Here is a 19,489-nt window from a genome sequence, read left to right as displayed (position 1 = left end):
GTCACCGGCGGGCCGGAGGCGGCGCTGGCGCTGCGCGAGATGCTGCGGCTGCCCCCCGCGCGCGACACCCCGGACCCGGGGCCGGCGCTGATGGGGCTCGACCCGGTGGACCCGCCCCCCCGCACCCCCCCACGGCCCGGCCCGCCGCCCGGCGGCAATCACCAGCCCCGGCCAGGGCGGCGTGAAGCCGGCGCGCGCCGCTGCCGTCAGGCCGAGCAGGGTCCCGCCGGGCAGCGGCAGCCGCGCCAGCGGACCCCATGCCAGCGGCACAACGCGATGCGGCCAGCCCAGCCGCTCCGCGATGCCCAGCGCCTGGGCCGCGGTGCCGGCGCGCGGGTCGGCCAGCACCCAGACGGGCGGCGCCTGCGTCATGGACGAAGCGGCCCGGCGGCGTTACCAACGAACGACACAAGGCTCATAGGATCTCGAAGCAGATGGTCATCCCGCACGCCTCCGATTGGGACCGCGACGCCGCCCTGACCACCGCGCGTATCCTGCTGGAGATCAAGGCGGTCAATTTCCGCCCGGAGGAGCCCTATACCTTCACCTCCGGCTGGAAGAGCCCCGTCTATATCGACTGCCGCAAGATCATCTCCTTCCCCCGCGCCCGCAACCGCATCTGCGACCTGGCGGTGGAGAAGATCGGCCGGCATATCGGCTATGAGAGCATCGACGTGGTGGTGGGCGGGGAGACCGCGGGCATTCCCTTCGGCGCCTGGATCGCCGACCGGATGATGGCGCCGATGGCCTATGTGCGGAAGAAGCCCAAGGGATTCGGGCGCAATTCCCAGATCGAGGGCGAGGTGCCGGTGGGCCAGCGCACCCTGCTGGTGGAGGATCTGACCACCGACGGCGCCAGCAAGATCCGCTTCGCCAATGCGCTGCGCGAGGCCGGCACCATCTGCGACCACACCTTCGTGGTGTTCTACTATGGCGTCTTCCCGGGCAGCTTCGAGCAGATGAAGGCCATGGGCCTGAACCTGCACCACCTGTGCACCTGGTGGGACGTGCTGGAAGTCTGCCGTGAACGCCCCTACTTTTCCGAGGCCGCGCTGAAGGAAGTGCGCAAGTTCCTGGAGGACCCGGTGGGCTGGTCCGGCGCGCATGGCGGCATCGCCAGCCTGGCCGAGGCGAAGCCGAAGGACGGCAGCGAGTAGGAGACGGCGATGGCCCATTTCAGCGTGGAACTGCCCGACGACGTGGCCGAAGCGCTGAGGGCCGTCGCCAACGGCATCCAGTCTTCCCCGGAACGGCTGCCTGCCGATGCGGCCCGCGAACTGCTCGTCGAGCACGCGGCCCATGAGGCCGCGATTGCGCGCGGCGCGGCGGATGTCGCCGCGGGCCGGGTTGTCGAGCATGGCGATGTCATGGCCGAACTCCGCCAATGGGCGCAGGACCTGCGGATGCGCAGCGAGGCATGAAGGCAGGCTGGTCGGCAGAAGCCCGCACGCAACGCCGTGGAATCCAGCTCTACATCGCGCTTGAAATCCGGAGGCCGCCACGGCGACGTTGGAGGCCATCGGGGCCAGCGTCACGCGGTTGTCGGCTCATCCCATGCTTGGACGCCCGGCGGAGGTCGGCACCGTCCGGGTGCTGACGATTCCGCGCACACCCGGCCGCCTCTGCTACTCCGAGTCCGCGGACCGGATCTGGATCATCGCCGTCTGGCATGGAGCCCGCCAATGGCCACCCTCCGGCTGACCCTCGGCCTGCTTCTCGCTGTTCCCATCGGCGTCCCCGCCGCCGCCCAGCCGGCGCGGGAAAGCCTGAGCATCGGCATCACCCAGTACCCCGCCACCTTCCACCCGAATTTCGAGGCGATGGCGGCGAAATCCTACATCGCCGGCTTCACCCGCCGCCCGCTGACCGCGCGCGACCCGGATTGGAACCTGGCCTGCCTCGGCTGCACCACCGTCCCCAGCCTGGAGAACGGCCTGGCGGTGCGGGAGACGACGGCGGATGGCAAGGCGGGGCTGCGCGTCACTTGGCAGCTGCGCGAAGGCTGGGCCTGGGCCGATGGCACGCCGGTGACGGCGGAGGACCTGCTGTTCGCCTGGCAGGCCGGACGGGATTTCGAGACCGGCTTCGGCGGGGCGGAGTTCTACCGCCATGCCTATGAGGCAATCGTCGAGGATCCGCGCCGCATCACGCTGCGCTTCGACCGGGTCACCTTCGACTATGCCGCCTCCGGCGACTGGGTGCCGCTGCCGGCGCGGCTGGAACGCCCGCGCTGGGAGGCCGACCGACGCGCCTACCGCACCCGCAGCGCCTATGAGACGGAGACCGCCAACCCGGCCCTGTGGAACGGCCCCTACCGCGTCGGCGCGGTGGCGCCCGGCTCCGGCGTGACGCTGGAACGCAACCCCCACTGGCCCGGCCCGGCGCCCGCCTTCGGCCGCATCGCCATCCGCACCGTGGAGAACACCGCGGCGCTGGAGGCGCAGCTGCTGGCGGGGCAGATCGACATGGTGGCGGGCGAACTCGGCCTGCCGCTGGACCAGGTGGTGGCGCTGGAACGCCGCGCCGCCAGCCGCTTCCGCTTCGCCTACAAGCCGGGCCTGATCTACGAGCACCTGGCACCGAACCTGGACAGCCCCATCCTCGCCGATCGCCGGCTGCGCCAGGCGCTGATCCAGGCGACCGACCGCGCCCAGATCGTCGCCCGGCTGTTCGGTGGCCGGCAGCCCGTGGCGCACAGCAACATCAACCCGCTGGACGGCATGCATGACGACGGGGTGCGGCAATGGCCGCACGACCCCGCCGCCGCCCGCGCCCTGCTGGAGGAGGCCGGCTGGCGCCCGGGGCCGGACGGCATCCGCCGCAACGCCGCCGGGGAGCGCCTGGTGCTGGAACTGATGACCACCGCCGGCAACCGGTCCCGCGAGGCGGTGCAGCAGGTGCTGCAGGGGCAGTGGCGGCAGGTCGGCATCGAGGCGCGCATCCGCAACGAGCCGCCGCGGGTCTTCTTCGGCGAGACGGTCTCCCGCCGCCGCCACACCGGGCTGGCGCTGTTCGCCTGGATCAGCAGCCCGGAAGGCGTGCCGCGCACCACGCTGCATTCCGGGGAGATCCCGACCGAGGCGCGCAACTGGTCCGGCCAGAACAGCTACGGCTTCCGCAACGCGGCGATGGATGCGCTGCTGGAGGCCCTGCCCATCGAGCTGGACCGGGAGAAGCGGCGGGTGCTGTGGCACCGGCTGCAGGCGATCTATGCCGAGGAACTGCCGGGCATCCCGTTGTGGTTCCGCTCCGACGCGCATGTCTGGCCGCGCTGGCTGGAAGGCGTGCGGCCGACCGGGCACCTGACCGCCTCCTCCAACTGGGTGGAGGAATGGCGGGTGGCGCGCTGATGCTGGACCATGTCTCCATCGCCATCGGCGCCCTGGATCGTGCGGCGCCCTTCTATGATGCGGTGATGCCGCCGCTCGGCATGGCCTGCGTCTGGCGGGCGGAGGACGCCATCGGCTACGGATCGCGGGAGGCGGCCGGCTACCTCACCATCCGCGCCGGCGCCGCGCCCGCCGGCCCCGGCTGCCACTGGGCTTTCCGCGCGCCCGACCGCGCCGCAGTCCGCGCCTTCCACGCGGCGGGGCTGGCGGCGGGCGGTGAGGATGATGGCCCGCCGGGCCTGCGGCCGCACTACCACGCGCATTACTACGCCGCCTTCCTGCGCGACCCTTCCGGCAACCGCATCGAGGCCGTCTGCCACGAGGCCCCGCCATGATCCGCCTGCTGGCCGCACGGCTGGTGCAGATCGCGGTGACGCTGGCGCTGCTGTCCTTCGCCATGTTCCTGCTGATCGGCCTGATGCCGGGCGACCCGATCGACCTGGCGCTGGCCGGCGACCCGCGGCTGACGGCGGAGGATGCGGCGCGGATGCGGGCGCTGCACGGCCTCGACCAGCCGCTGGCCACCCGCTACCTGGCCTGGTCCGGCGCCGTGCTGCGCGGCGAGGTCGGCTATTCGCGGCTGTTCGCGCAGCCGGTGGCGCAGATCATCGGGCCGGCCCTGCTGTCCACCCTGGTGCTGCTGGGCGCGGCGGTGGCGGTCTCGGCGCTGGTCGGGCTGTCGCTGGGTGCGCTGGCGGCGATGCGGCCACGTTTCGCGCCCTTCGCGGACGCCGTCGCCATCCTTGGCCAGTCGGCGCCGAGCTTCTGGCTCGGCATCCTGCTCATCATCGTCTTCGCCGTCACGCTCGGCTGGCTGCCGGCGGGCGGCAGCGCGGAGGAGGGCGGCCTGGCCGCCCTGCCCTATCTGGTGCTGCCCGTGGCCACCCTGGCGCTGGCCAACCTTGCCGGCTACGCGCGACACAGCGCGGCGGAGCTGACCCAGGTGCTGCAGGCGCCCTGGATCACCGCGGCGCGGGCGCGCGGCGCGCCGGAAGGGCGCATCCTGGTCCACCACGCCGCGCCGAATGCCGCGGTGCCGGTGCTGCAGGTGGCGGCGCTGGATGCCGGCAGCCTGGTGGGCGGCGCGCTGATCACGGAGACGCTGTTCGCCCGGCCCGGCATGGGCAAGCTGATCTATGATGCGGTCATGGGCAACGACACCAACCTGGCGCTGGTGGCCTTGCTGCTGGTGGCGCTAGTGACCATGCTGGCGACCTTGGCCGCCGACCTCGCTCAGCGGGCCCTGGACCCGCGCCTGGCATGAGGCGGGTTCCCCCCTCACCCGATCCTGCGCCCCCGGAGGGGGGAAGCGGGCGGCGCTTCATGGCATGAGGCTGCGCCTTGGCCTGCTGCTGCTCGGCCTGCTGGCGGCCGGTGGCATCGCCGCGCCCTGGGTGGCGGCGTGGCTGGGGCAGGACCCCTTCGCGCCGGATCTGTTCAACCGCTTCGCCCCGGCGTCTCCCGCCAACCCGCTCGGCACCGACGACCTCGGCCGCGACGTGCTGCTGCGGCTGCTGCAGGGGGCGCGGGTTTCGCTGGCAGTGGGGCTGGCCACCGCGCTCGCGGCGACACTGCTCGGCACCGCCATCGGCCTGCTGGCGGCCTGGCGCGGCGGGCTGGTGGATGCGCTGCTGATGCGGCTGGCGGATGGCATGCTGGCCCTGCCCGCCCTGCCGGTGCTGGTGGTGCTGGCCGCCGCCGATACCGGGCGGATCGGCCTGCCGCGCGGGGAGCCGACCTCCGACATTCTGCGCATCGTCGCCATCCTGTCCGTCTTCGGCTGGGTCGGCGTGGCGCGGCTGGCCCGCGCCGCGGCGTTGTCCGTGCTGGCGCGCGACTATGTGCGCGCGGCGCGCGCGCTGGGCGCCGGGGAGGCGCGGGTGCTGGCGCGCCATGTGCTGCCCAACATCGCCGGGCCGGTCGCCATCGCCGCAGCGCTGACCGTCGCCGGCGCCATCCTGGCGGAAAGCACGCTGAGCTTCCTTGGCCTGGGCATCGCCCCGCCGGCGGCAAGCTGGGGCAACATGCTGGCCAATGCGCAGGACCTGGTGTTCAGCGCGCCCTGGGTCGCGGTCTGGCCGGGGCTGGCGATCCTGGCCGCGGTCGCCGGCTGCACGCTGGTGGCGGACGGGTTGCGCCGGTAGCGTCCTGCCCGCCCCCGGCGCCTCAGGGCGCCATGGCGCCGGGTGGCGGGGCGTGGACGGTGACGGGGGGCAGGTCGCCGGTCCAGGCCTCGATCTGCACCAGGCAGGATTGCGCGGCGGAGCCCTGGCCGAGGCGGGAGGTGCCGACATCCTGCGTCAGCACATTCGGGTTGCCGTGCACGCAGGCGCTATCCGTCGCGCCCGGGCGTTCCGGGTTCCACCAGGCGCCGGTCGCCATGGCGACGACGCCGGGGCGGATATCCGGCGTTACCACCAGCCCGGCGGCCACCGCGCCGCGGTCGTTGAACACGCGCACCACCTGGCCATCCGCCAGCCCGCGGGCCGCCGCATCCGCCGGGTTCATGCGCAGCTTCTCCCGCCCCTGGATCTTGTCCGCCGCCGCCACCCGGCCGCTGTCCAGCTGCCCGTGCAGCCTTGTGGCGGGCTGGAAGGACAGCAGGTGCAGCGGATAGGTCCGCGCCATGGCGCTGCCGAGATACTCCCGCGGCTCGTGCCACACGGCATGGCCCGGCGTCTCGGCATAGCCGAAGCGGGCGATGGTCTCGGAGAAGATCTCCACCTTGCCGGAGGGGGTGTCCAGCGGATTGGCCGCCGGGTCGGCGGCGAAGTCGGCGAACTGGACGTAGTCCTGCTCCGGCGGCGGGATCTCGACATGCCCGGCCTCCCAGAACTGATCGAAATCCGGCACGACGATGCCGTGCCCGGCGCAGGCCTGCCGCCAGCGGCCATACATGTGCTGCAGCCAGGCGCTTTCGTCCCGCTGTTCGGTGAAGGCGGCGCGGAAGCCGGCGGCATCGGCCAGGTCGGCCAGGATGTCCACGTCGTTGCGCGCCAGGCCGACCGGCGCCACCGCCTGGTGCATGGCGGTGACGAAGCGGTCGCGGGAGGAGCTGCCGATGTCGTTGCGCTCCAGCGTCGTTGTCGCCGGCAGCACGATGTCGGCGTGGCGGGCGACGGCGGTCCACCACGGCTCCTGCACAACCACCGTATCGGCGCGGTTCCAGCCGCGCAGCAGGCGGCCGAGGTCCTGGTGGTGGTGGAAGGGGTTGCCGCCGGCCCACCAGATCAGCCGGATATCCGGCAGCAGCAGGTCGCGGCCATTGTATTGCAGGATCTCGCCCGGCCGCTCCAGCAGCTCCGTCACCCGCGCCACGGGGATATAGGCGCCGCAGGGGTTGCGGACGGCGGGGCCGGAGACGCTTGGCAGATCGACGCGCGGCGTGCCCATGCCGTTGATGCTGCCATAGCCGAAGGCGATCCCCTGCCCCGGCTTGCCGATGCCGCCCAGCATGGCGGCGAAGGCGACCAGCGCCCACCAGGGCTGTTCGCCATGCTCGGCGCGCTGGATGGACCAGGTGGCGGTGCACATGGTGGGCGCGCCGGCGGCTTCCAGCGCCAGGCGGCGGATGGTCTCCACCGGCACCTCGGTGATGGCGGCCGCCCATTCGGCGGTCTTCGGCGTGCCGTCGGTGGCACCCAGCACGTAGTCCCGGAACCGGTCGAAGCCCACCGTGCAGCGGTCGAGGAAGGCGCTGTCCTGCAGCCCGGCCTCCAGCACCACATGCGCCATGCCGAAGATCAGCGCCGCATCGGTGCCGGGGCGGATCGGCACCCATTCGGCGTTGAGGAAATCCTCGGTATCGCCGCGGAAGGGGGAGATGTTGACAAAGCGCACCCCGGCTTCCGCGGCGCGGCGCATCAGCGGCAGGTATTCATGCGCGCCGCCGCCGCCCGCCGTGACCAGCCCGTTCTTCCGCGGCAACCCGCCCAGGCACAGCATCAACTTCGTGTTGCGCGCGATGCTGCCCCAGTCGGTGACGCGGCCCTGGATCACCTCATTGGTGCCGAGGATATGCGGCATCAGCGTCATGCCGGCGCCGTAGGAATAATTCGTCACCTGGCTGGTGAAGCCGCCGGCCATGCCGAGGTAGCGGTGCAGCTGCGTGCGCGCATGGTGGTAGCGCCCGGCCGAGGACCAGCCATAGGAGCCGCCGAGGATACTGGGCGCGCCATGGTCGGCGCGGACCCGCGCCGCTTCCTCCGCCACCAGGCGGATCGCCTCGTCCCAGCCCACCGGCACGAAGTGGTCGCCACCGCGCGCCGCGCCGCGCCGTTCGCCGCGCAGCCAGCCGGCGCGCACATAGGGGCGGTCGATGCGCGCCGCGCTGTGCACCGCATCCGGCATGGAGGCGAGCAGCGAGCCCGGCTCCGGATCGCGCCCGAAGGGCCGCGCCTGCACCAGCCTGCCGCCCTCCACCACCGCTTCGAAGGCGCCCCAATGGGAGGAATGCGGCTTGATCTCGGTCATCACTCACCCTCGCTTCACGGAACGGGCACGTTCACTTCCTCCATAGCCCGTTCCAGGCGCTGGGCGAACCTCCGTCAGAAGGTAACGCCCAGGTTGAGCGTAAAGCCCCTGTAGTCATTTTCTCCGGTCAGATAGGTTGCGCCGATACGGACTGGCACTGGCGCCCCCAGGATCCGGATCGGATCCCCAATATTCAGGAAGGCGCCGAATTCCTGGTACGACTTCACGTACAGATCATCGCCCGTGAAACGTGTATCCAACACGAACAGCGAAGCCGACACGCTGCGGCCGAACATCTCCCCTACTGGACGCGTATAGACCAAGCCATTGCGGTAGATGTAGTTGGAAAGCTCGTAGCTGATGTCGTAATCGGCGATCTTGATTGGCAGCGTGTCCAGACGACCGAACATATTGCCCATGGTCAGGTCGCCGCCGCCCGGCAGGCTTAGCGTGAGGGTACTGGTCAGGCTGGCCGACCAGATGCCGCCAACCGAGCCGATTTCGGTTGAGCCGACCGCACCGGCGCGGACCACGGGGGTCAAAGACCAGGTCAACCAGTCGGGCTGACCAAGGCGCATTGGGATGCGGTAGCCAATGCCCAGCGAACCTGAATAAGCCTCCGCGTTAGATGTCGAACTCAGGGTCATCGGCGCGTCAATAAGCAGCGTTCCGCTACTCCCGAAGTCGAAGCGGTATCCGATTGGCAGGCTGTAGGTCTGAGTGTCGTGATCGCCAGCGCTGTAGCTGCCGAAGCGAGCTCCGAGGCCAAAGCGACTGCCACCCGCCAGCCCCGCACTCGGCGCGGCCCCCGTGGCAAGGTTGAAGTCTGCTGCGCCCATCTGGGACATCAGGCTGTTCGGGTTTCCCGCGAGGGGATCCACGGCCGTGGTCGCCACGGCTTGGCGCAGAAGGCGCGTGAGTGCTGCACCCCCGGCCCCCTTGAACCACTCGAGCGCCAGGTCCTGCGACTCGTCGCGGGTGGCGCCGGTGAAGGACTCATTGATTCCCGCCGAGGGCACGATGAAGCGCAGGGTTGTGGAATTCGCGGCGTAGGAAAGCGTAGCGGGTACCCCCCGGAGCGAAACATCCGCAGTCGCCGCCGACACGTCCGTGTAGCTGCTCGACAGAGAACGCAGCCCACGGTTGGTGAAGAGGTCAGCAAAATCTTGGATGTTGTTGCTGCCGGCTGATGCGGACTGACCGTCGATGACGAAGCTTCCTCTGAACAGATCAGCGGCAAGCCCGGTTGCTGCGTATGGCAGGAGCAGCACTGAAGCGACAAGGAAGGGGGCAGACCTGCGCATGATGGTCCTCCTGATGCAGGAGGAGGGTAAAAAAACCCGACGCAGGCGCCAGTCGATTTGTTGTGGTATCGTATAATTCCGGATCCGTGTTGCATAAATGTCGCGTGGAACTGGGGGGGGATCCCCCCATCGGTGGGTGCGGGTGGCGCGAATTTGGCCGAAGGATGGCTCCCTGTCGTTCGGGATTGGCCTATGCTTCAGGGCGAGAGCGCCCGGAGAACAACATGACCCCGCCCCGCAATTCGAACGCCGCCCGCGACATCGCGAATGTGCTCCACCCCTACACCGACCACCGCGCCCATGCGCTGAACGGGCCGCTGGTGATCGCGCGCGGCGAAGGCGTGCGGGTCTGGGACGACCAGGGCAAGGAATACATCGAGGCCGTCGCCGGGCTGTGGTGCGCCTCGCTCGGCTTCAGCAATGAGCGCCTGGTCGAGGCGGCGCACCGGCAGATGAAGCAGCTGCCCTTCTACCACGCCTTCACGGCCAAATCGCACGAGCCGCTGATCGACCTGTCCGAGATGCTGATCGAGCGTGCGCCCTGCCCGATGAGCAAGGTGTTCTATGCCAATAGCGGGTCCGAGGCGAACGACACCGCGCTGAAGATGGTGTGGTACTTCAACAACGCGATCGGCCGGCCGGAGAAGAAGAAGGTCATCTCCCGCCTCAAGGCCTATCACGGCATCACCATCGCCAGCGGCTCGCTCACCGGCCTGCCGGTGAACCACAAGATGTTCGACCTGCCGGTCTCCGACCGCTTCATCCACATCTCCACGCCGCACCACTACCACGGCGCCAAGCCCGGCGAGTCGGAGGAGGATTTCGCCACCCGCCTGGCCACGGAGCTGGAGGAGACCATCCTGCGCGAGGGGCCGGAGACGGTGGCCGCTTTCTTCGCCGAGCCGGTGATGGGCGCCGGCGGCGTGATGGTGCCGCCGGCCACCTATTTCGAGAAGATCCAGGCCGTCCTGCGCAAGCACGACGTGCTGTTCGTGGCCGATGAGGTGATCTGCGGCTTCGGCCGCACGGGCAGCTACTGGGGCTGCCAGACCTATTCCATCACGCCCGACATCATCACCTGCGCCAAGGCGCTGAGCGCCTCCTTCCTGCCGATCAGCGCCATCATCATCAACGACCGGATCTTCCAGGGTCTGGCGGATGGCTCCCAGACCATCGGCACCTGGGGCCACGGCTTCACCTATTCCGGCCACCCCGTCGCCGCCGCCGTCGCGCTGGAGACGCTGAAGATCTACGACGAGCTGCGCATCGTGGACCATGTCCGCACCGTGGGGGCGCACATGCAGAAGGCGCTGCGCGACCGCTTCGCGGACCATCCGCTGGTCGGCGAGGTGCGCGGCATCGGCATGGTGGCGGCGATCGAGCTGGTGGCCGACAAGGCCGAGCACAAGAACTTCGAGGCCTCCGCCAAGGTCGGCCCGCGCCTGGCCAAGGCGGGCGAGGAGCAGGGCGTGATCCTGCGCGGCCTGGCCAACGACACCATCGCCTTCTCCCCGCCGTTGATCATGACGACGGACGAGGTGGATTCGATGGTGGAGCGCACGGCGAAGGCGCTGGACGCGGTGGCGGTGCAGCTGCGCCGGGAAAGCCTGACGGTGGTCTGAAGCCCAGGCGGTGCGCGGGCGCTACAGGTAGCGCCCGCGTTCCAGGATCTCCAGCGTGTAGGCCTTGTAGCTCATCCCCAGCTCCTCCGCCCGCGCCAGGCGGCGCAGGGCGATCTCGGGCGGGGGCGTCTTCCAGGCCTTGCGATGGGCACGGCGCCAGACATAGGCGCGGTAGCCCGCATCGGGGTCCGGATCCTCCAGCGGCGGGCCACCATTATGGCCCAGGCCGGGGGCGGCGGCCTCGCGGCTCATCGGTTGTTGCGTTGCATCATGCGTCCACTATGGTGGATGAATGTCCAGGATGGAAGATGAAAATCCGGCCCCGGATCCCGCCGGCGACCCCGCGGGCGCCCGGCTCGCCGCCTGCCTGAAGGCGGAGCGGGAGTCCCGCGGCTGGTCGATCGCGGAGCTTGCCAGCCGCTCCGCGGTCTCCCGCGCCATGATCTCGAAGGTGGAGCGGGTGGAGGCGAGCCCGACCGCGGCCCTGCTCGGCCGGCTCTGCGGCGCGCTGGGCCTGACGCTGTCGGCCCTGCTGGCCCGCGCGGAGGGGCTGGAGCCGGTGTCGCTGAGCCGCGCCGCGGCCCAGCCGCGCTGGCGCGACCCGGGCACGGGCTATGTCCGCCGCGCCGTCTCCCCGCCGGGGGCGGAGCCGGAGCTGGTGCTGGTGGAGCTGCCGCCGGGGGCGCGGGTGGATTTCCCGGCCGAATCCTACGCGCCGACGCGCGGCCACGCAATCTGGGTCATGCAGGGGGAGCTGCATTTCCACGAGGGCGGCGCGACCCACTGCCTCGGCCCTGGCGACTGCCTCAGCCTCGGCCCGCCGCGGCCCACCGCCTATGAGAACCGCTCGGCGGCCATGGTGACCTACCTGGTGGCGCTGTCGCGGCGCTGATGCCCGCGCGTCACCGGGCGCGGCTGATGCAGAACTCCACGATGCCGGCCAGCGCCCGGCGCTCGGCGCCATCCGGAAAGGCCTCCAGCGCGTCCAGCGCCACCTGGCCGTAGTGCCGCGCGCGGCCGACCGTGTCGGCGAAGGCGGCGTGCTTCTGCATCAGGGCGATGGCGCGCGGCAGGTCGTCCTCCGCCTGCGCGCGTTCCTCCAGCGTCCGGCGCCAGAACGCGCGCTCCGCCGCATCGCCGCGCTGGAAGGCCAGCAGCACCGGCAGCGTGATCTTGCCCTCGCGGAAATCGTCGCCGACCGTCTTGCCCAGGGCCTCCTGCGCCGCGCTGTAGTCCAGCGCGTCGTCGATCAGCTGGAAGGCGACGCCGAGATTATGGCCGTAGCTGCGCAGCGCCGCCTGCCGCGCCGGGCCGCAATCGGCGACGATGGCGCCCACTTCCGTGGCGGCGGCGAACAGCGCCGCAGTCTTGCCCTCGATCACCGCCAGATACTGCGCCTCGGTCGTCGAGGTGTCGTTCTGCGTGATGAGCTGCAGGACCTCGCCTTCGGCAATGGTGGCGGAGGCCTCGGCCAGGATGCGCAGCACGTCGAGCGACCCATCCTCCACCATCACCTGGAAGGCGCGGGCGAACAGGAAATCGCCCACCAGCACGGAGGGCTTGTTGCCGAACAGCGCATTGGCGCTGGCCTGGCCGCGGCGCAGCGCGCTTTCATCCACCACATCGTCATGCAGCAGGGTCGCGGTGTGGATGAACTCCACGCAGGCGGCGAGCGCCACATGGCGCTGGCCGTCGCGATATCCGGCGAGCTTCGCGGCCGCCAGGGTCAGCAGCGGGCGCAGCCGCTTGCCGCCGGCGGCGACGATATGGGCGGCCAGCTGCGGGATCAGCGCCACCGGGCTCTGCATCCGCTCGACGATCAGCCGGTTGCAGGCTTCCAGGTCGCTTTGCACCAGGGCCGTCAGGGCAGCGAGGGCATCCTCGCCGCGCACGGCCTCCTTGGCGGGTTCGGCGCTGGGCGCGACGGGCAGATCCACGCGGTCTTGACCTCAATCCAGGGTCGCGCAACTTAGCCACCACCCCCCCGCGGAGCAAGGCAGGGTACGGACAGGCGGCCGGAGGCGCCCCGCGATGCGCGTGCTGCTGGCCACCACCAACCCCATCCGCCTGTCCTTCCTGGTGGCGCTGCTGCGCGACGCCGGCTGCCAACCGGTGGTGCTGGATGGCCATGTCAGCGCCATCGAGGGCGGCATCGGCATTTTTCCCCGCCGCCTGGCGGTGCCGGAGGACCAGGAAGCGCAGGCGCGGCGCGTGCTGCGGGAGGCCGGGGAGGATGACGGCCTGCTCTGACCTTACCGAGGACCAGCTGCTGGGCGGCCGGGTGCGGCTGCTGCAGCCGCGCGACGGTCTGCGCGCCGGGCATGACGCGGTGCTGCTGGCCGCCGCCATCCCGGCCCGGCCAGGCCAGCTTGTGCTGGAGGCCGGCTGCGGCAGCGGGGCCGCCTTCCTCTGCCTGCTGGCGCGCGTGCCGGACCTGACCGTTCTGGCGGTGGAACGCGAGGCGGGGCTGGCCGCGCTGGCCCGGCGCAATGCGGCCCTGAATGGCTGGGCGGGGCGGGTGACAGTGCTGGAGGGTGATGTCGCGGACCCGGCCCTGCGCCGCGCCCTGCCCCGGATCGACCATGGCTTCGCCAACCCGCCCTATTGGCCGGCCGGCACGCCGCCGCCCTCGGCGCTGCGGGCCGGGGCGACGCATGCGGATGCGGTGGCGCTGGCGGATTGGGCGGGCTGCCTGGTCGGTGGGCTGGCGCATCGCGGCAGCGCCACGCTGGTGCTGCCGGCCGCCCGATTCGCGGAGGGGCTGGCGGCGCTGGCCACCGCCGGCTGCGGCAGCCTGGCGCTGCTGCCACTCTGGCCGCGGGCGGGTGTTGCGGCGAAGCGGGTGCTGCTGGCGGGCCGCCGTGGCGGCCGGGGCCCGGCGCGGGTGCTGCCGGGCCTGGTGCTGCATGGCGACGACGCGGCGGCCGAGCCCGTGCTGCGCCAGGGTGCCGCCCTGGCGCTGGGCTGAACTCAGCTTTCGCTGGAATCCGGGTGGCGCAGCAGCCAAAGCCGCTCATGTGCCGCGACCAGGCTTTCCATGTTCTTGCGGCGGTTCACATCCGGCGCGACCGGGCGGCGCGTCAGCATCATTTCCAGGATGCGCAGTAATTCCTCGGCAACCTCGAAATCACCCTGGTCACAGGCGTGGTGGAAGGCGATCAGGATCTTGTCGGAGAGCCGTCGCGTGTGGCGTGGCGGGCTGGAAGACGCACGTCCCGCTTCGCGGCCGGACGGATCCCGTTCGTCGTCGGACATGCAGAAAGCGGCTCCAAAGTTTTGTGCCGAATGCTCGGCACGTGTATCAAGACAATAACCAGTATCTGCCTCGGCCGGAACCCTTCCTGGCGCAAGTGCAAACCGGCAGGGACGGCGCAGGTCTCAACTGGCGCGCAGATGGGCACGCACGGATTGGGCGATCGCTTCGGGCGTCGATTCGGGCCGGAACAGGGTACGGACCAGGCCGTCGGGCCCGACCAGGTAGATGAAGGAGGAATGGTCCATCAGGTAGCCATTCATCTCCGGCCGCTCCACCTTCGCATAGAAGACGCGGAAGGAACGCGCCGCGGCGGCCACCTGCTCCGGCGTGCCGGTCAGGCCCTGCATGCGGGGGTGGAAGCGGGTGACGTAGTCGGCAAGGGCTTCCGGCGTGTCACGCTCCGGATCGATGGTGACGAGCACGGGTGTCACCTGCTCTCCCTGCTCCTCCATCAGGTCGATGGCGGCGGCGATGGTGCCGAGCTCGGTCGGGCAGACATCCGGGCAATAGGTGAAGCCGAAATACACCAGCAGGGTGCGACCGGCGAAATCCGCCTGGGTCACAGTGCGCCCGGTCTGGTCCACCAGGGTGAAGGGACCACCCAGCGCCATGCCCTGCGGCAGCTGCACGCCGCCGGCCGAAGGGGCGGGCATGTCGGCGCCGACGAAGCTGCCGATCCGGCGGAGGAAGGCATCGGCCACCCCCTCGCCCGGGGCGCGCCCCATCCAGGCGGCCGCCCAAAGCCCGCCGAGCAGCAGGATGAGCATCAGGGCGAAGACGCGAATCGCAATCAGCATGGCGCCTGACATAGGCGGGGCGCGCTGCCCCGTCCATGCCTGCGGCGGGCGACGGGCTTCAGCGCAGCGCGATCTCGCCCTGCGGCTGCGCCGTGGTGAAGGTGGCGCCACCAAAGGCTTCCTCCCACGAGCCCTGGGTGCTGGCGCGGGAGTATTCGGTGGCGCGGTTCTCGAAGAAGTTCGTGTGCTCGATGGCGTTCAGCATCTCATCCAGCCAGGGCAGCGGGTTCTTCTCGATATTGTAGAGGCATTCGAGGCCGAGCTGCTGCAGGCGGCGATCCGCGATGTAGCGGATATACTGCTTGGTCTGCGCCGCATCGAGGCCCTCCACCCCGCCCAGCTCGAAGGCCAGGTCGATGAAGGCGTCCTCATGGTCCACGATGGTGGAGCAGATGAGGTAGAGGTCGCGCTTCAGTTCCTCCGTCCAGATCTCCGGGTTTTCCTGCACGAAGGTGCGGAACAGGCGGATCACGCTCAGGCAGTGCAGCGTCTCGTCGCGCACGGACCAGGAGACGATCTGCCCCATCCCCTTCATCTTGTTGAAGCGGGGGAAGTTCATGAGGATGGCGAAGGAGGCGAAGAGCTGCAGCCCTTCTGTGAAGGCGCCGAAGGCGGCCAGAGTCTTGGCGATCTCGGTCTTGTTCTCGACCGAGAAGTTGTGCATGTAGTCGTACTTGTCCTTCATCTCCTTGTACTTGAGGAAGGCCGTGTATTCGATCTCCGGCATTCCGATTGTGTCGAGAAGATGTGAGTAGGCGGCGATGTGGATCGTCTCGGTGTTGGAGAAGGCCGACATCATCATCAGCACTTCGGTCGGCTTGAACACCTGGGAATACTGCTTCATGTAGCAGTTGTTCACCTCGACATCCGCCTGCGTGAAGAAGCGGAAGATCTGCGTCAGCAGGTTCTTCTCACCCGGCGTCAGATTCTTCTGCCAGTCCTTCACGTCATCCGCCAGCGGCACCTCCTCCGGCAGCCAGTGGATGCGCTGCTGCTGCAGCCAGGCCTCATAGGCCCAGGGGTAGCGGAAGGGCTTGTAGACGGGGTTGGCGGTCAGCAGGTCGAAGCGGATGGGAAGCTCTGCGCCGTGCGCGGAATCGTCGGGCATGGAATCACTCGCCGGAAATTGGGTGTGTCAGCGCGCGTCGAGATGCTGGACGCGCGGGTGGTCTGGCTCGCCCGGCAGGGCCACGGTGAGCTGATCGATCTCCGCCAGCAGCCGGCGGACCTCGGTCACCGGGCCGCGCCATTCCAGCATGCGTTCCAGGTCGCGTTGCAGTGCCGCGCGCAGCTCGGCCACGCGGGCGGCATCCGGGATGTGGCGGGGGATTACTGGCAAGCCAGGCATTCCTCATAGTCATTGGCGTTGTCGGAGGGCGGCGCCGCCGCGAGGGTCACGCGCACCGGCTCGTCCTTGTGCAGCGTCATCACGTCGGACTGGCCGACCACCTTGGCTGAAATGGTATCAGCGCGCTGGATGGACAGGCTGCGGCAGTAATAAAGCGACTTCACGCCCTTCTTCCACGCCGTCATGTGGATCTGGTGCAGGTCGCGCTTGTGCACATCCGCCGGCAGGAAGACGTTCACCGACTGCGACTGGCAGATGAAGGGCGTGCGGTCCGCCGCGTGCTCGATCACCCAGCGCTGGTCCAGCTCGAATGCCGTCTTGAAGGTGGCCTTTTCCTGGTCCGTCAGAAAATCCAGGTGCTGCACACTGCCCTTGGTGACGGTGATGCTGGTCCAGGTGTCGTCATCGTCCCGGCCATGTTTCGCCAGCACCTTTTTCAGGTGGATGTTGCGGACGATATAGCTGCCGGAGAGGGTCTTGTGGTTGTAGACATTGGCCGCAATCGGCTCCACGCCCGGGCTGGCGCCGCCGCAGATGATGGAGATGGAGGCGGTCGGCGCGATCGCCATCTTGTGCGAGAAGCGCTCCATGAAGCCGTATTCCGCGGCGTCCGGGCAGGGCCCGCGCTCCTCCGCCAGGATCCGGCTGGCGAGATCGGCCTGTTCGCGGATGTGCTTGAACATCCGCTTGTTCCACACCTTGGCGATGGCGCTCTCGAAGGGCACGTTCAGCGCCTGCAGGAAGCTGTGGAAGCCCATGACGCCGAGGCCGACGCTGCGTTCGCGCATCGCCGAGTACTTCGCCCGCGCCATGCTGTCCGGCGCCGCGTCGATGAAGCTCTGCAGCACATTGTCCAGGAAGCGCATCACGTCCGGGATGAACCGGGGATGGTCCTTCCATTCGAACCAGGTCTCGCAGTTCAGCGAGGACAGGCAGCACACCGCCGTGCGCTCCATCCCATGCTGGTCGAGGCCGGTCGGCAGCATGATCTCGGAACAGAGGTTGGAGGTCTTCACCTCCAGCCCCGCCAGCTTGTGGTGCTCCGGCCGGGCGCGGTTCACGTGGTCGGAGAAGATCAGGTAGGGCTCGCCGGTCTCGATCCGCGCCGTCAGGATGCGGATCCAGATCGAGCGGGCGGAGACCTTGCGCATCAGCGCGCCGTCCTTGGGCGAGACCAGCGCCCATTCCTCATCCGCCTCCACCGCCCGCATGAAGGCGTCCGAGAGCAGCACGCCGTGGTGCAGGTTCAGCGCCTTGCGGTTCGGGTCGCCGCCGGTCGGGCGACGCATTTCGAGGAATTCCTCGATCTCCGGATGGTTCACCGGCAGGTAGCAGGCGGCGGAGCCACGGCGCAGGCTGCCCTGGCTGATCGCCAGCGTCAGGCTGTCCATCACCCGGATGAAGGGAATCACGCCGGAGGTCTTGCCGTTGCGGCCGACCTTCTCGCCGATGCCGCGCAGATTACCCCAGTAGGAGCCGATGCCACCGCCCTTGGCGGCCAGCCACACATTCTCGTTCCACAGGCCGACGATGCCATCCAGGCTGTCGCTGGCCTCGTTCAGGAAGCAGGAAATCGGCAGCCCGCGCGTCGTACCCCCGTTCGACAGCACAGGCGTCGCCGGCATGAACCACAGCCGGGAAATATAGTCGTAGATGCGCTGCGCATGCGCGGCATCGTCGCCATAGGCCGAGGCGACGCGGGCGAACAGGTCCTGATAGGATTCACCCGGCAGCAGGTAGCGGTCATCCAGCGTCGCCTTGCCGAAATCCGTCAGCAGCGCGTCGCGGGACCGGTCGATTCGGACCTGGCCATGACCCTCAAGCTGAACTGCGTCAAACAAAGCCTAAATCCCCCGAAACGGCCCTGCGGATCGCAAGGCGACTCCCCCATGGCCTGCAGAATGCCCCCGGCACCCCTACCCCAACAAGATGTAGTGTTGCCACACCCGACCCCACACTAGATCCGCTTGGCCGTTCGGCAGTTGCATTTTCCCCTGCGATCCGATCCGCTGCCTCGTGTTGCCGTTTCGTTCATACTGTAGCCCAACCCCGCGCCGGCGTCCCGCCCCATCTCGGGCTTCCGGGCGCCAGGGGCGGTTCATCCCCGATGTCCACGTTATCCACAGGCGCCGATCGGCCGCGGGGGCCGGATTCGAGGCCCCGGGGCGGCCGGCCGCGAAGCGGCTGAAACCAGGCGCGACACCGGGACGCAACAATCCGGCGCCAAGCTGGGGCGGTCCTCGGGGAATCGACCATGTTCGCCACCCGCCGTTCCGCCTCCGCCATCCTGCACAGCCTGGCGATCGGGCTTCTGCCGGCCGCACCGCTTGCCGGCCTCGCCCTGGTCCGGATGGAGCCGCCCATCCGCCTGTTCCGGGTGATGACCATCCGCGAGGACCTGCTGCTCGGCCTGACCGACCAGGACCTGGCCGCCCTCGGCGCCGGTCCGGTGGCGGAGCGCCTGGCGCGCCGCATCGTGGCGGAAGGCCAGCTCAGCGGCTGGCGCTACGTCGTCGGCCGCGGCGCGGATGGCGCGCCCCAACTCGCCGCCCGCCACCGGGTGGCGGTGCTGCGCCAGGACGCGCTGCTGGTGGAGCCCTACCACGCCGCCCTGCCGGTGCTGCCGCCGCCGGCGGCATGACACCCGCCGGGCGCCGATTTTTGAAAAATTCTTCTCCAATCCAGGCCAAATTGGCGGGTTTTCCCGCTGCATTGCCCTGATACCGGCGGCACGATAGAAGAAAGCCGATCAATCGCCCTTGTCTTGAGGGCCGGCTTTGCAAGGATCGCAGCCATGCCGCATGACGGCCACCACAGCCATGACACGCCGCCGGATGATGGCTGGAAGCATACCGGCGTGCGGGTCATCCCCGGCGACAGCCTGGACACCAACACGGCCCAGACCCCCGGCATGAACCGCGCCGCCGCCATCAACTTCGCCCGTGTCGGGGCGCAGAAGATCTGGGCCGGCACGGTGCATATCCACGCCAATGCCAAGACCGGCGCGCATCACCACGGCGCGCTGGAATCGGTCATCTACATCGTGAAGGGCCGCGCCCGGATGCGCTGGGGGGAGAAGCTGGAATATGTGGCGGAGGCCAGCCCGGGCGACTTCATCTTCGTCCCGCCCTACGTCCCGCACCAGGAGATCAATGCCAGCACGGAGGAGACGCTGGAATGCGTCCTCGTCCGCTCGGACAATGAGGCCGTGGTGGTGAACCTGGACATCGAGCCGGTGGAGAAGCCGGAAGCGGTTGCCTGGGTGGATCCGATCCACAAGGCGCCCTGAAGCGCCCTTCC

23 protein-coding genes are annotated in these 19,489 nt (G+C 69.6%); 13 read left to right on the top strand and 10 right to left on the bottom strand.

Annotated features, from left to right (window positions below; genetic code table 11):
• The coding region (locus tag HEQ75_RS23280; RefSeq protein WP_209318730.1) for an ELM1/GtrOC1 family putative glycosyltransferase at positions 1-372 on the bottom strand (372 nt) is incomplete at its 3' end.
• Positions 373-434: 62 nt separating this feature from the next.
• Here HEQ75_RS23280 and HEQ75_RS23275 point away from each other — a divergent pair.
• The 7 genes from HEQ75_RS23275 to HEQ75_RS23245 all read left to right on the top strand — a co-directional run bounded on the left by HEQ75_RS23275 (position 435) and on the right by HEQ75_RS23245 (position 5,533).
• Positions 435-1,157: an orotate phosphoribosyltransferase gene (locus tag HEQ75_RS23275; RefSeq protein WP_168034521.1), complete on the top strand. Its 723-nt coding sequence runs from the start codon at positions 435-437 to the stop codon at positions 1,155-1,157.
• Positions 1,158-1,166: 9 nt separating this feature from the next.
• Positions 1,167-1,421 (top strand): hypothetical protein, encoded by a 255-nt coding sequence (locus HEQ75_RS23270; protein WP_168034520.1) that lies wholly within the window; start codon positions 1,167-1,169, stop codon positions 1,419-1,421.
• Positions 1,422-1,509: 88 nt separating this feature from the next.
• Complete coding sequence (locus tag HEQ75_RS29200; RefSeq protein WP_168034519.1) at positions 1,510-1,701, top strand: type II toxin-antitoxin system RelE/ParE family toxin; 192 nt, start codon at positions 1,510-1,512, stop codon at positions 1,699-1,701.
• Positions 1,683-3,350, top strand: coding sequence for a peptide ABC transporter substrate-binding protein (locus HEQ75_RS23260; RefSeq protein ID WP_168034518.1), 1,668 nt, complete (start codon positions 1,683-1,685; stop codon positions 3,348-3,350). The genes HEQ75_RS29200 and HEQ75_RS23260 overlap by 19 nt, the downstream gene beginning before the upstream one ends.
• Positions 3,332-3,724, top strand: coding sequence for a VOC family protein (locus HEQ75_RS23255; RefSeq protein WP_235962071.1), 393 nt, complete (start codon positions 3,332-3,334; stop codon positions 3,722-3,724). The genes HEQ75_RS23260 and HEQ75_RS23255 overlap by 19 nt, the downstream gene beginning before the upstream one ends.
• Positions 3,721-4,653, top strand: a complete 933-nt coding sequence (locus tag HEQ75_RS23250; RefSeq protein WP_168034517.1) for an ABC transporter permease — start codon at positions 3,721-3,723, stop codon at positions 4,651-4,653. Before HEQ75_RS23255 ends, HEQ75_RS23250 begins: the two co-directional genes overlap by 4 nt.
• A gap of 64 nt (positions 4,654-4,717) precedes the next feature.
• The gene (locus HEQ75_RS23245; protein WP_168034516.1) at positions 4,718-5,533 is read left to right on the top strand and encodes an ABC transporter permease; all 816 of its coding nucleotides are present in this window, start codon (positions 4,718-4,720) and stop codon (positions 5,531-5,533) included.
• Between the two features lie 22 nt (positions 5,534-5,555).
• Here the strand turns inward: HEQ75_RS23245 and HEQ75_RS23240 are convergent, their stop codons facing one another.
• A complete protein-coding gene (locus tag HEQ75_RS23240; RefSeq protein ID WP_168034515.1) occupies positions 5,556-7,862 on the bottom strand; it encodes a molybdopterin-dependent oxidoreductase in 2,307 nt (768 codons plus the stop codon).
• 74 nt (positions 7,863-7,936) lie between these two features.
• Positions 7,937-9,166 carry a hypothetical protein gene (locus tag HEQ75_RS23235; protein ID WP_168034514.1) on the bottom strand — a complete coding sequence of 410 codons (1,230 nt, stop codon included), beginning with the start codon at positions 9,164-9,166 and terminating at the stop codon, positions 7,937-7,939.
• A gap of 224 nt (positions 9,167-9,390) precedes the next feature.
• Between HEQ75_RS23235 and HEQ75_RS23230 the strand changes: the two genes are divergently transcribed.
• Positions 9,391-10,788: an aspartate aminotransferase family protein gene (locus HEQ75_RS23230; protein ID WP_168034513.1), complete on the top strand. Its 1,398-nt coding sequence runs from the start codon at positions 9,391-9,393 to the stop codon at positions 10,786-10,788.
• A gap of 21 nt (positions 10,789-10,809) precedes the next feature.
• Here HEQ75_RS23230 and HEQ75_RS23225 read toward each other — a convergent pair whose 3' ends face one another.
• Complete coding sequence (locus tag HEQ75_RS23225) at positions 10,810-11,040, bottom strand: hypothetical protein (RefSeq protein WP_168034512.1); 231 nt, start codon at positions 11,038-11,040, stop codon at positions 10,810-10,812.
• A 49-nt stretch (positions 11,041-11,089) separates the two neighbouring features.
• Between HEQ75_RS23225 and HEQ75_RS23220 the strand changes: the two genes are divergently transcribed.
• Positions 11,090-11,680, top strand: a complete 591-nt coding sequence (locus HEQ75_RS23220; protein WP_168034511.1) for a helix-turn-helix domain-containing protein — start codon at positions 11,090-11,092, stop codon at positions 11,678-11,680.
• A gap of 10 nt (positions 11,681-11,690) precedes the next feature.
• Here HEQ75_RS23220 and HEQ75_RS23215 read toward each other — a convergent pair whose 3' ends face one another.
• Positions 11,691-12,725, bottom strand: coding sequence for a polyprenyl synthetase family protein (locus HEQ75_RS23215; protein ID WP_456237395.1), 1,035 nt, complete (start codon positions 12,723-12,725; stop codon positions 11,691-11,693).
• Positions 12,726-12,819: 94 nt separating this feature from the next.
• On the opposite strand from HEQ75_RS23215, the gene HEQ75_RS23210 reads away from it, so the two are divergent.
• Complete coding sequence (locus HEQ75_RS23210) at positions 12,820-13,038, top strand: putative signal transducing protein (RefSeq protein ID WP_168034510.1); 219 nt, start codon at positions 12,820-12,822, stop codon at positions 13,036-13,038.
• Complete coding sequence (locus HEQ75_RS23205; RefSeq protein WP_168034509.1) at positions 13,022-13,756, top strand: tRNA1(Val) (adenine(37)-N6)-methyltransferase; 735 nt, start codon at positions 13,022-13,024, stop codon at positions 13,754-13,756. Before HEQ75_RS23210 ends, HEQ75_RS23205 begins: the two co-directional genes overlap by 17 nt.
• Positions 13,757-13,758: 2 nt before the next feature.
• Here the strand turns inward: HEQ75_RS23205 and HEQ75_RS23200 are convergent, their stop codons facing one another.
• From HEQ75_RS23200 to HEQ75_RS23180, 5 genes are all read right to left on the bottom strand, one after another.
• Positions 13,759-14,043 (bottom strand): hypothetical protein, encoded by a 285-nt coding sequence (locus tag HEQ75_RS23200; RefSeq protein WP_168034508.1) that lies wholly within the window; start codon positions 14,041-14,043, stop codon positions 13,759-13,761.
• A 123-nt stretch (positions 14,044-14,166) separates the two neighbouring features.
• The gene (locus HEQ75_RS23195) at positions 14,167-14,841 is read right to left on the bottom strand and encodes an SCO family protein (RefSeq protein WP_168034507.1); all 675 of its coding nucleotides are present in this window, start codon (positions 14,839-14,841) and stop codon (positions 14,167-14,169) included.
• Between the two features lie 58 nt (positions 14,842-14,899).
• Positions 14,900-15,949, bottom strand: a complete 1,050-nt coding sequence (locus HEQ75_RS23190) for a ribonucleotide-diphosphate reductase subunit beta (RefSeq protein WP_168034506.1) — start codon at positions 15,947-15,949, stop codon at positions 14,900-14,902.
• Positions 15,950-15,976: 27 nt separating this feature from the next.
• The gene (locus HEQ75_RS23185) at positions 15,977-16,180 is read right to left on the bottom strand and encodes a hypothetical protein (protein WP_168034505.1); all 204 of its coding nucleotides are present in this window, start codon (positions 16,178-16,180) and stop codon (positions 15,977-15,979) included.
• Entirely contained in the window at positions 16,171-18,030 is a 1,860-nt protein-coding gene (locus HEQ75_RS23180) for a ribonucleoside-diphosphate reductase subunit alpha (RefSeq protein ID WP_168034504.1), read from the bottom strand. The genes HEQ75_RS23185 and HEQ75_RS23180 overlap by 10 nt, the downstream gene beginning before the upstream one ends.
• Positions 18,031-18,443: 413 nt before the next feature.
• On the opposite strand from HEQ75_RS23180, the gene HEQ75_RS23175 reads away from it, so the two are divergent.
• On the top strand, positions 18,444-18,830 hold the full coding sequence (locus HEQ75_RS23175; RefSeq protein ID WP_168034503.1) for a hypothetical protein: 387 nt from the start codon (positions 18,444-18,446) through the stop codon (positions 18,828-18,830).
• A 153-nt stretch (positions 18,831-18,983) separates the two neighbouring features.
• Positions 18,984-19,478, top strand: coding sequence for a cupin domain-containing protein (locus HEQ75_RS23170; protein WP_168034502.1), 495 nt, complete (start codon positions 18,984-18,986; stop codon positions 19,476-19,478).
• Positions 19,479-19,489: the final 11 nt, after the last annotated feature.

The sequence above is a fragment of the Falsiroseomonas selenitidurans genome, from assembly GCF_012103215.1.
GTDB lineage: Bacteria > Pseudomonadota > Alphaproteobacteria > Acetobacterales > Acetobacteraceae > Falsiroseomonas > Falsiroseomonas selenitidurans.
This window is presented reverse-complemented; position numbering and strand designations above follow the sequence as displayed.

Coding starts and splice junctions, on each gene's coding strand:
- HEQ75_RS23275 (WP_168034521.1), top strand. CDS start 435: ATGGTCATCCCGCACGCCTCCGATTGGGACCGCGACGCCGCCCTGACC.
- HEQ75_RS23270 (WP_168034520.1), top strand. CDS start 1,167: ATGGCCCATTTCAGCGTGGAACTGCCCGACGACGTGGCCGAAGCGCTG.
- HEQ75_RS23260 (WP_168034518.1), top strand. CDS start 1,683: ATGGCCACCCTCCGGCTGACCCTCGGCCTGCTTCTCGCTGTTCCCATC.
- HEQ75_RS23255 (WP_235962071.1), top strand. CDS start 3,332: ATGGCGGGTGGCGCGCTGATGCTGGACCATGTCTCCATCGCCATCGGC.
- HEQ75_RS23250 (WP_168034517.1), top strand. CDS start 3,721: ATGATCCGCCTGCTGGCCGCACGGCTGGTGCAGATCGCGGTGACGCTG.
- HEQ75_RS23245 (WP_168034516.1), top strand. CDS start 4,718: ATGAGGCTGCGCCTTGGCCTGCTGCTGCTCGGCCTGCTGGCGGCCGGT.
- HEQ75_RS23240 (WP_168034515.1), bottom strand. CDS start 7,862: ATGACCGAGATCAAGCCGCATTCCTCCCATTGGGGCGCCTTCGAAGCG.
- HEQ75_RS23235 (WP_168034514.1), bottom strand. CDS start 9,166: ATGCGCAGGTCTGCCCCCTTCCTTGTCGCTTCAGTGCTGCTCCTGCCA.
- HEQ75_RS23230 (WP_168034513.1), top strand. CDS start 9,391: ATGACCCCGCCCCGCAATTCGAACGCCGCCCGCGACATCGCGAATGTG.
- HEQ75_RS23225 (WP_168034512.1), bottom strand. CDS start 11,040: ATGAGCCGCGAGGCCGCCGCCCCCGGCCTGGGCCATAATGGTGGCCCG.
- HEQ75_RS23220 (WP_168034511.1), top strand. CDS start 11,090: ATGGAAGATGAAAATCCGGCCCCGGATCCCGCCGGCGACCCCGCGGGC.
- HEQ75_RS23210 (WP_168034510.1), top strand. CDS start 12,820: ATGCGCGTGCTGCTGGCCACCACCAACCCCATCCGCCTGTCCTTCCTG.
- HEQ75_RS23205 (WP_168034509.1), top strand. CDS start 13,022: ATGACGGCCTGCTCTGACCTTACCGAGGACCAGCTGCTGGGCGGCCGG.
- HEQ75_RS23200 (WP_168034508.1), bottom strand. CDS start 14,043: ATGTCCGACGACGAACGGGATCCGTCCGGCCGCGAAGCGGGACGTGCG.
- HEQ75_RS23195 (WP_168034507.1), bottom strand. CDS start 14,841: ATGCTGATTGCGATTCGCGTCTTCGCCCTGATGCTCATCCTGCTGCTC.
- HEQ75_RS23190 (WP_168034506.1), bottom strand. CDS start 15,949: ATGCCCGACGATTCCGCGCACGGCGCAGAGCTTCCCATCCGCTTCGAC.
- HEQ75_RS23175 (WP_168034503.1), top strand. CDS start 18,444: ATGTTCGCCACCCGCCGTTCCGCCTCCGCCATCCTGCACAGCCTGGCG.
- HEQ75_RS23170 (WP_168034502.1), top strand. CDS start 18,984: ATGCCGCATGACGGCCACCACAGCCATGACACGCCGCCGGATGATGGC.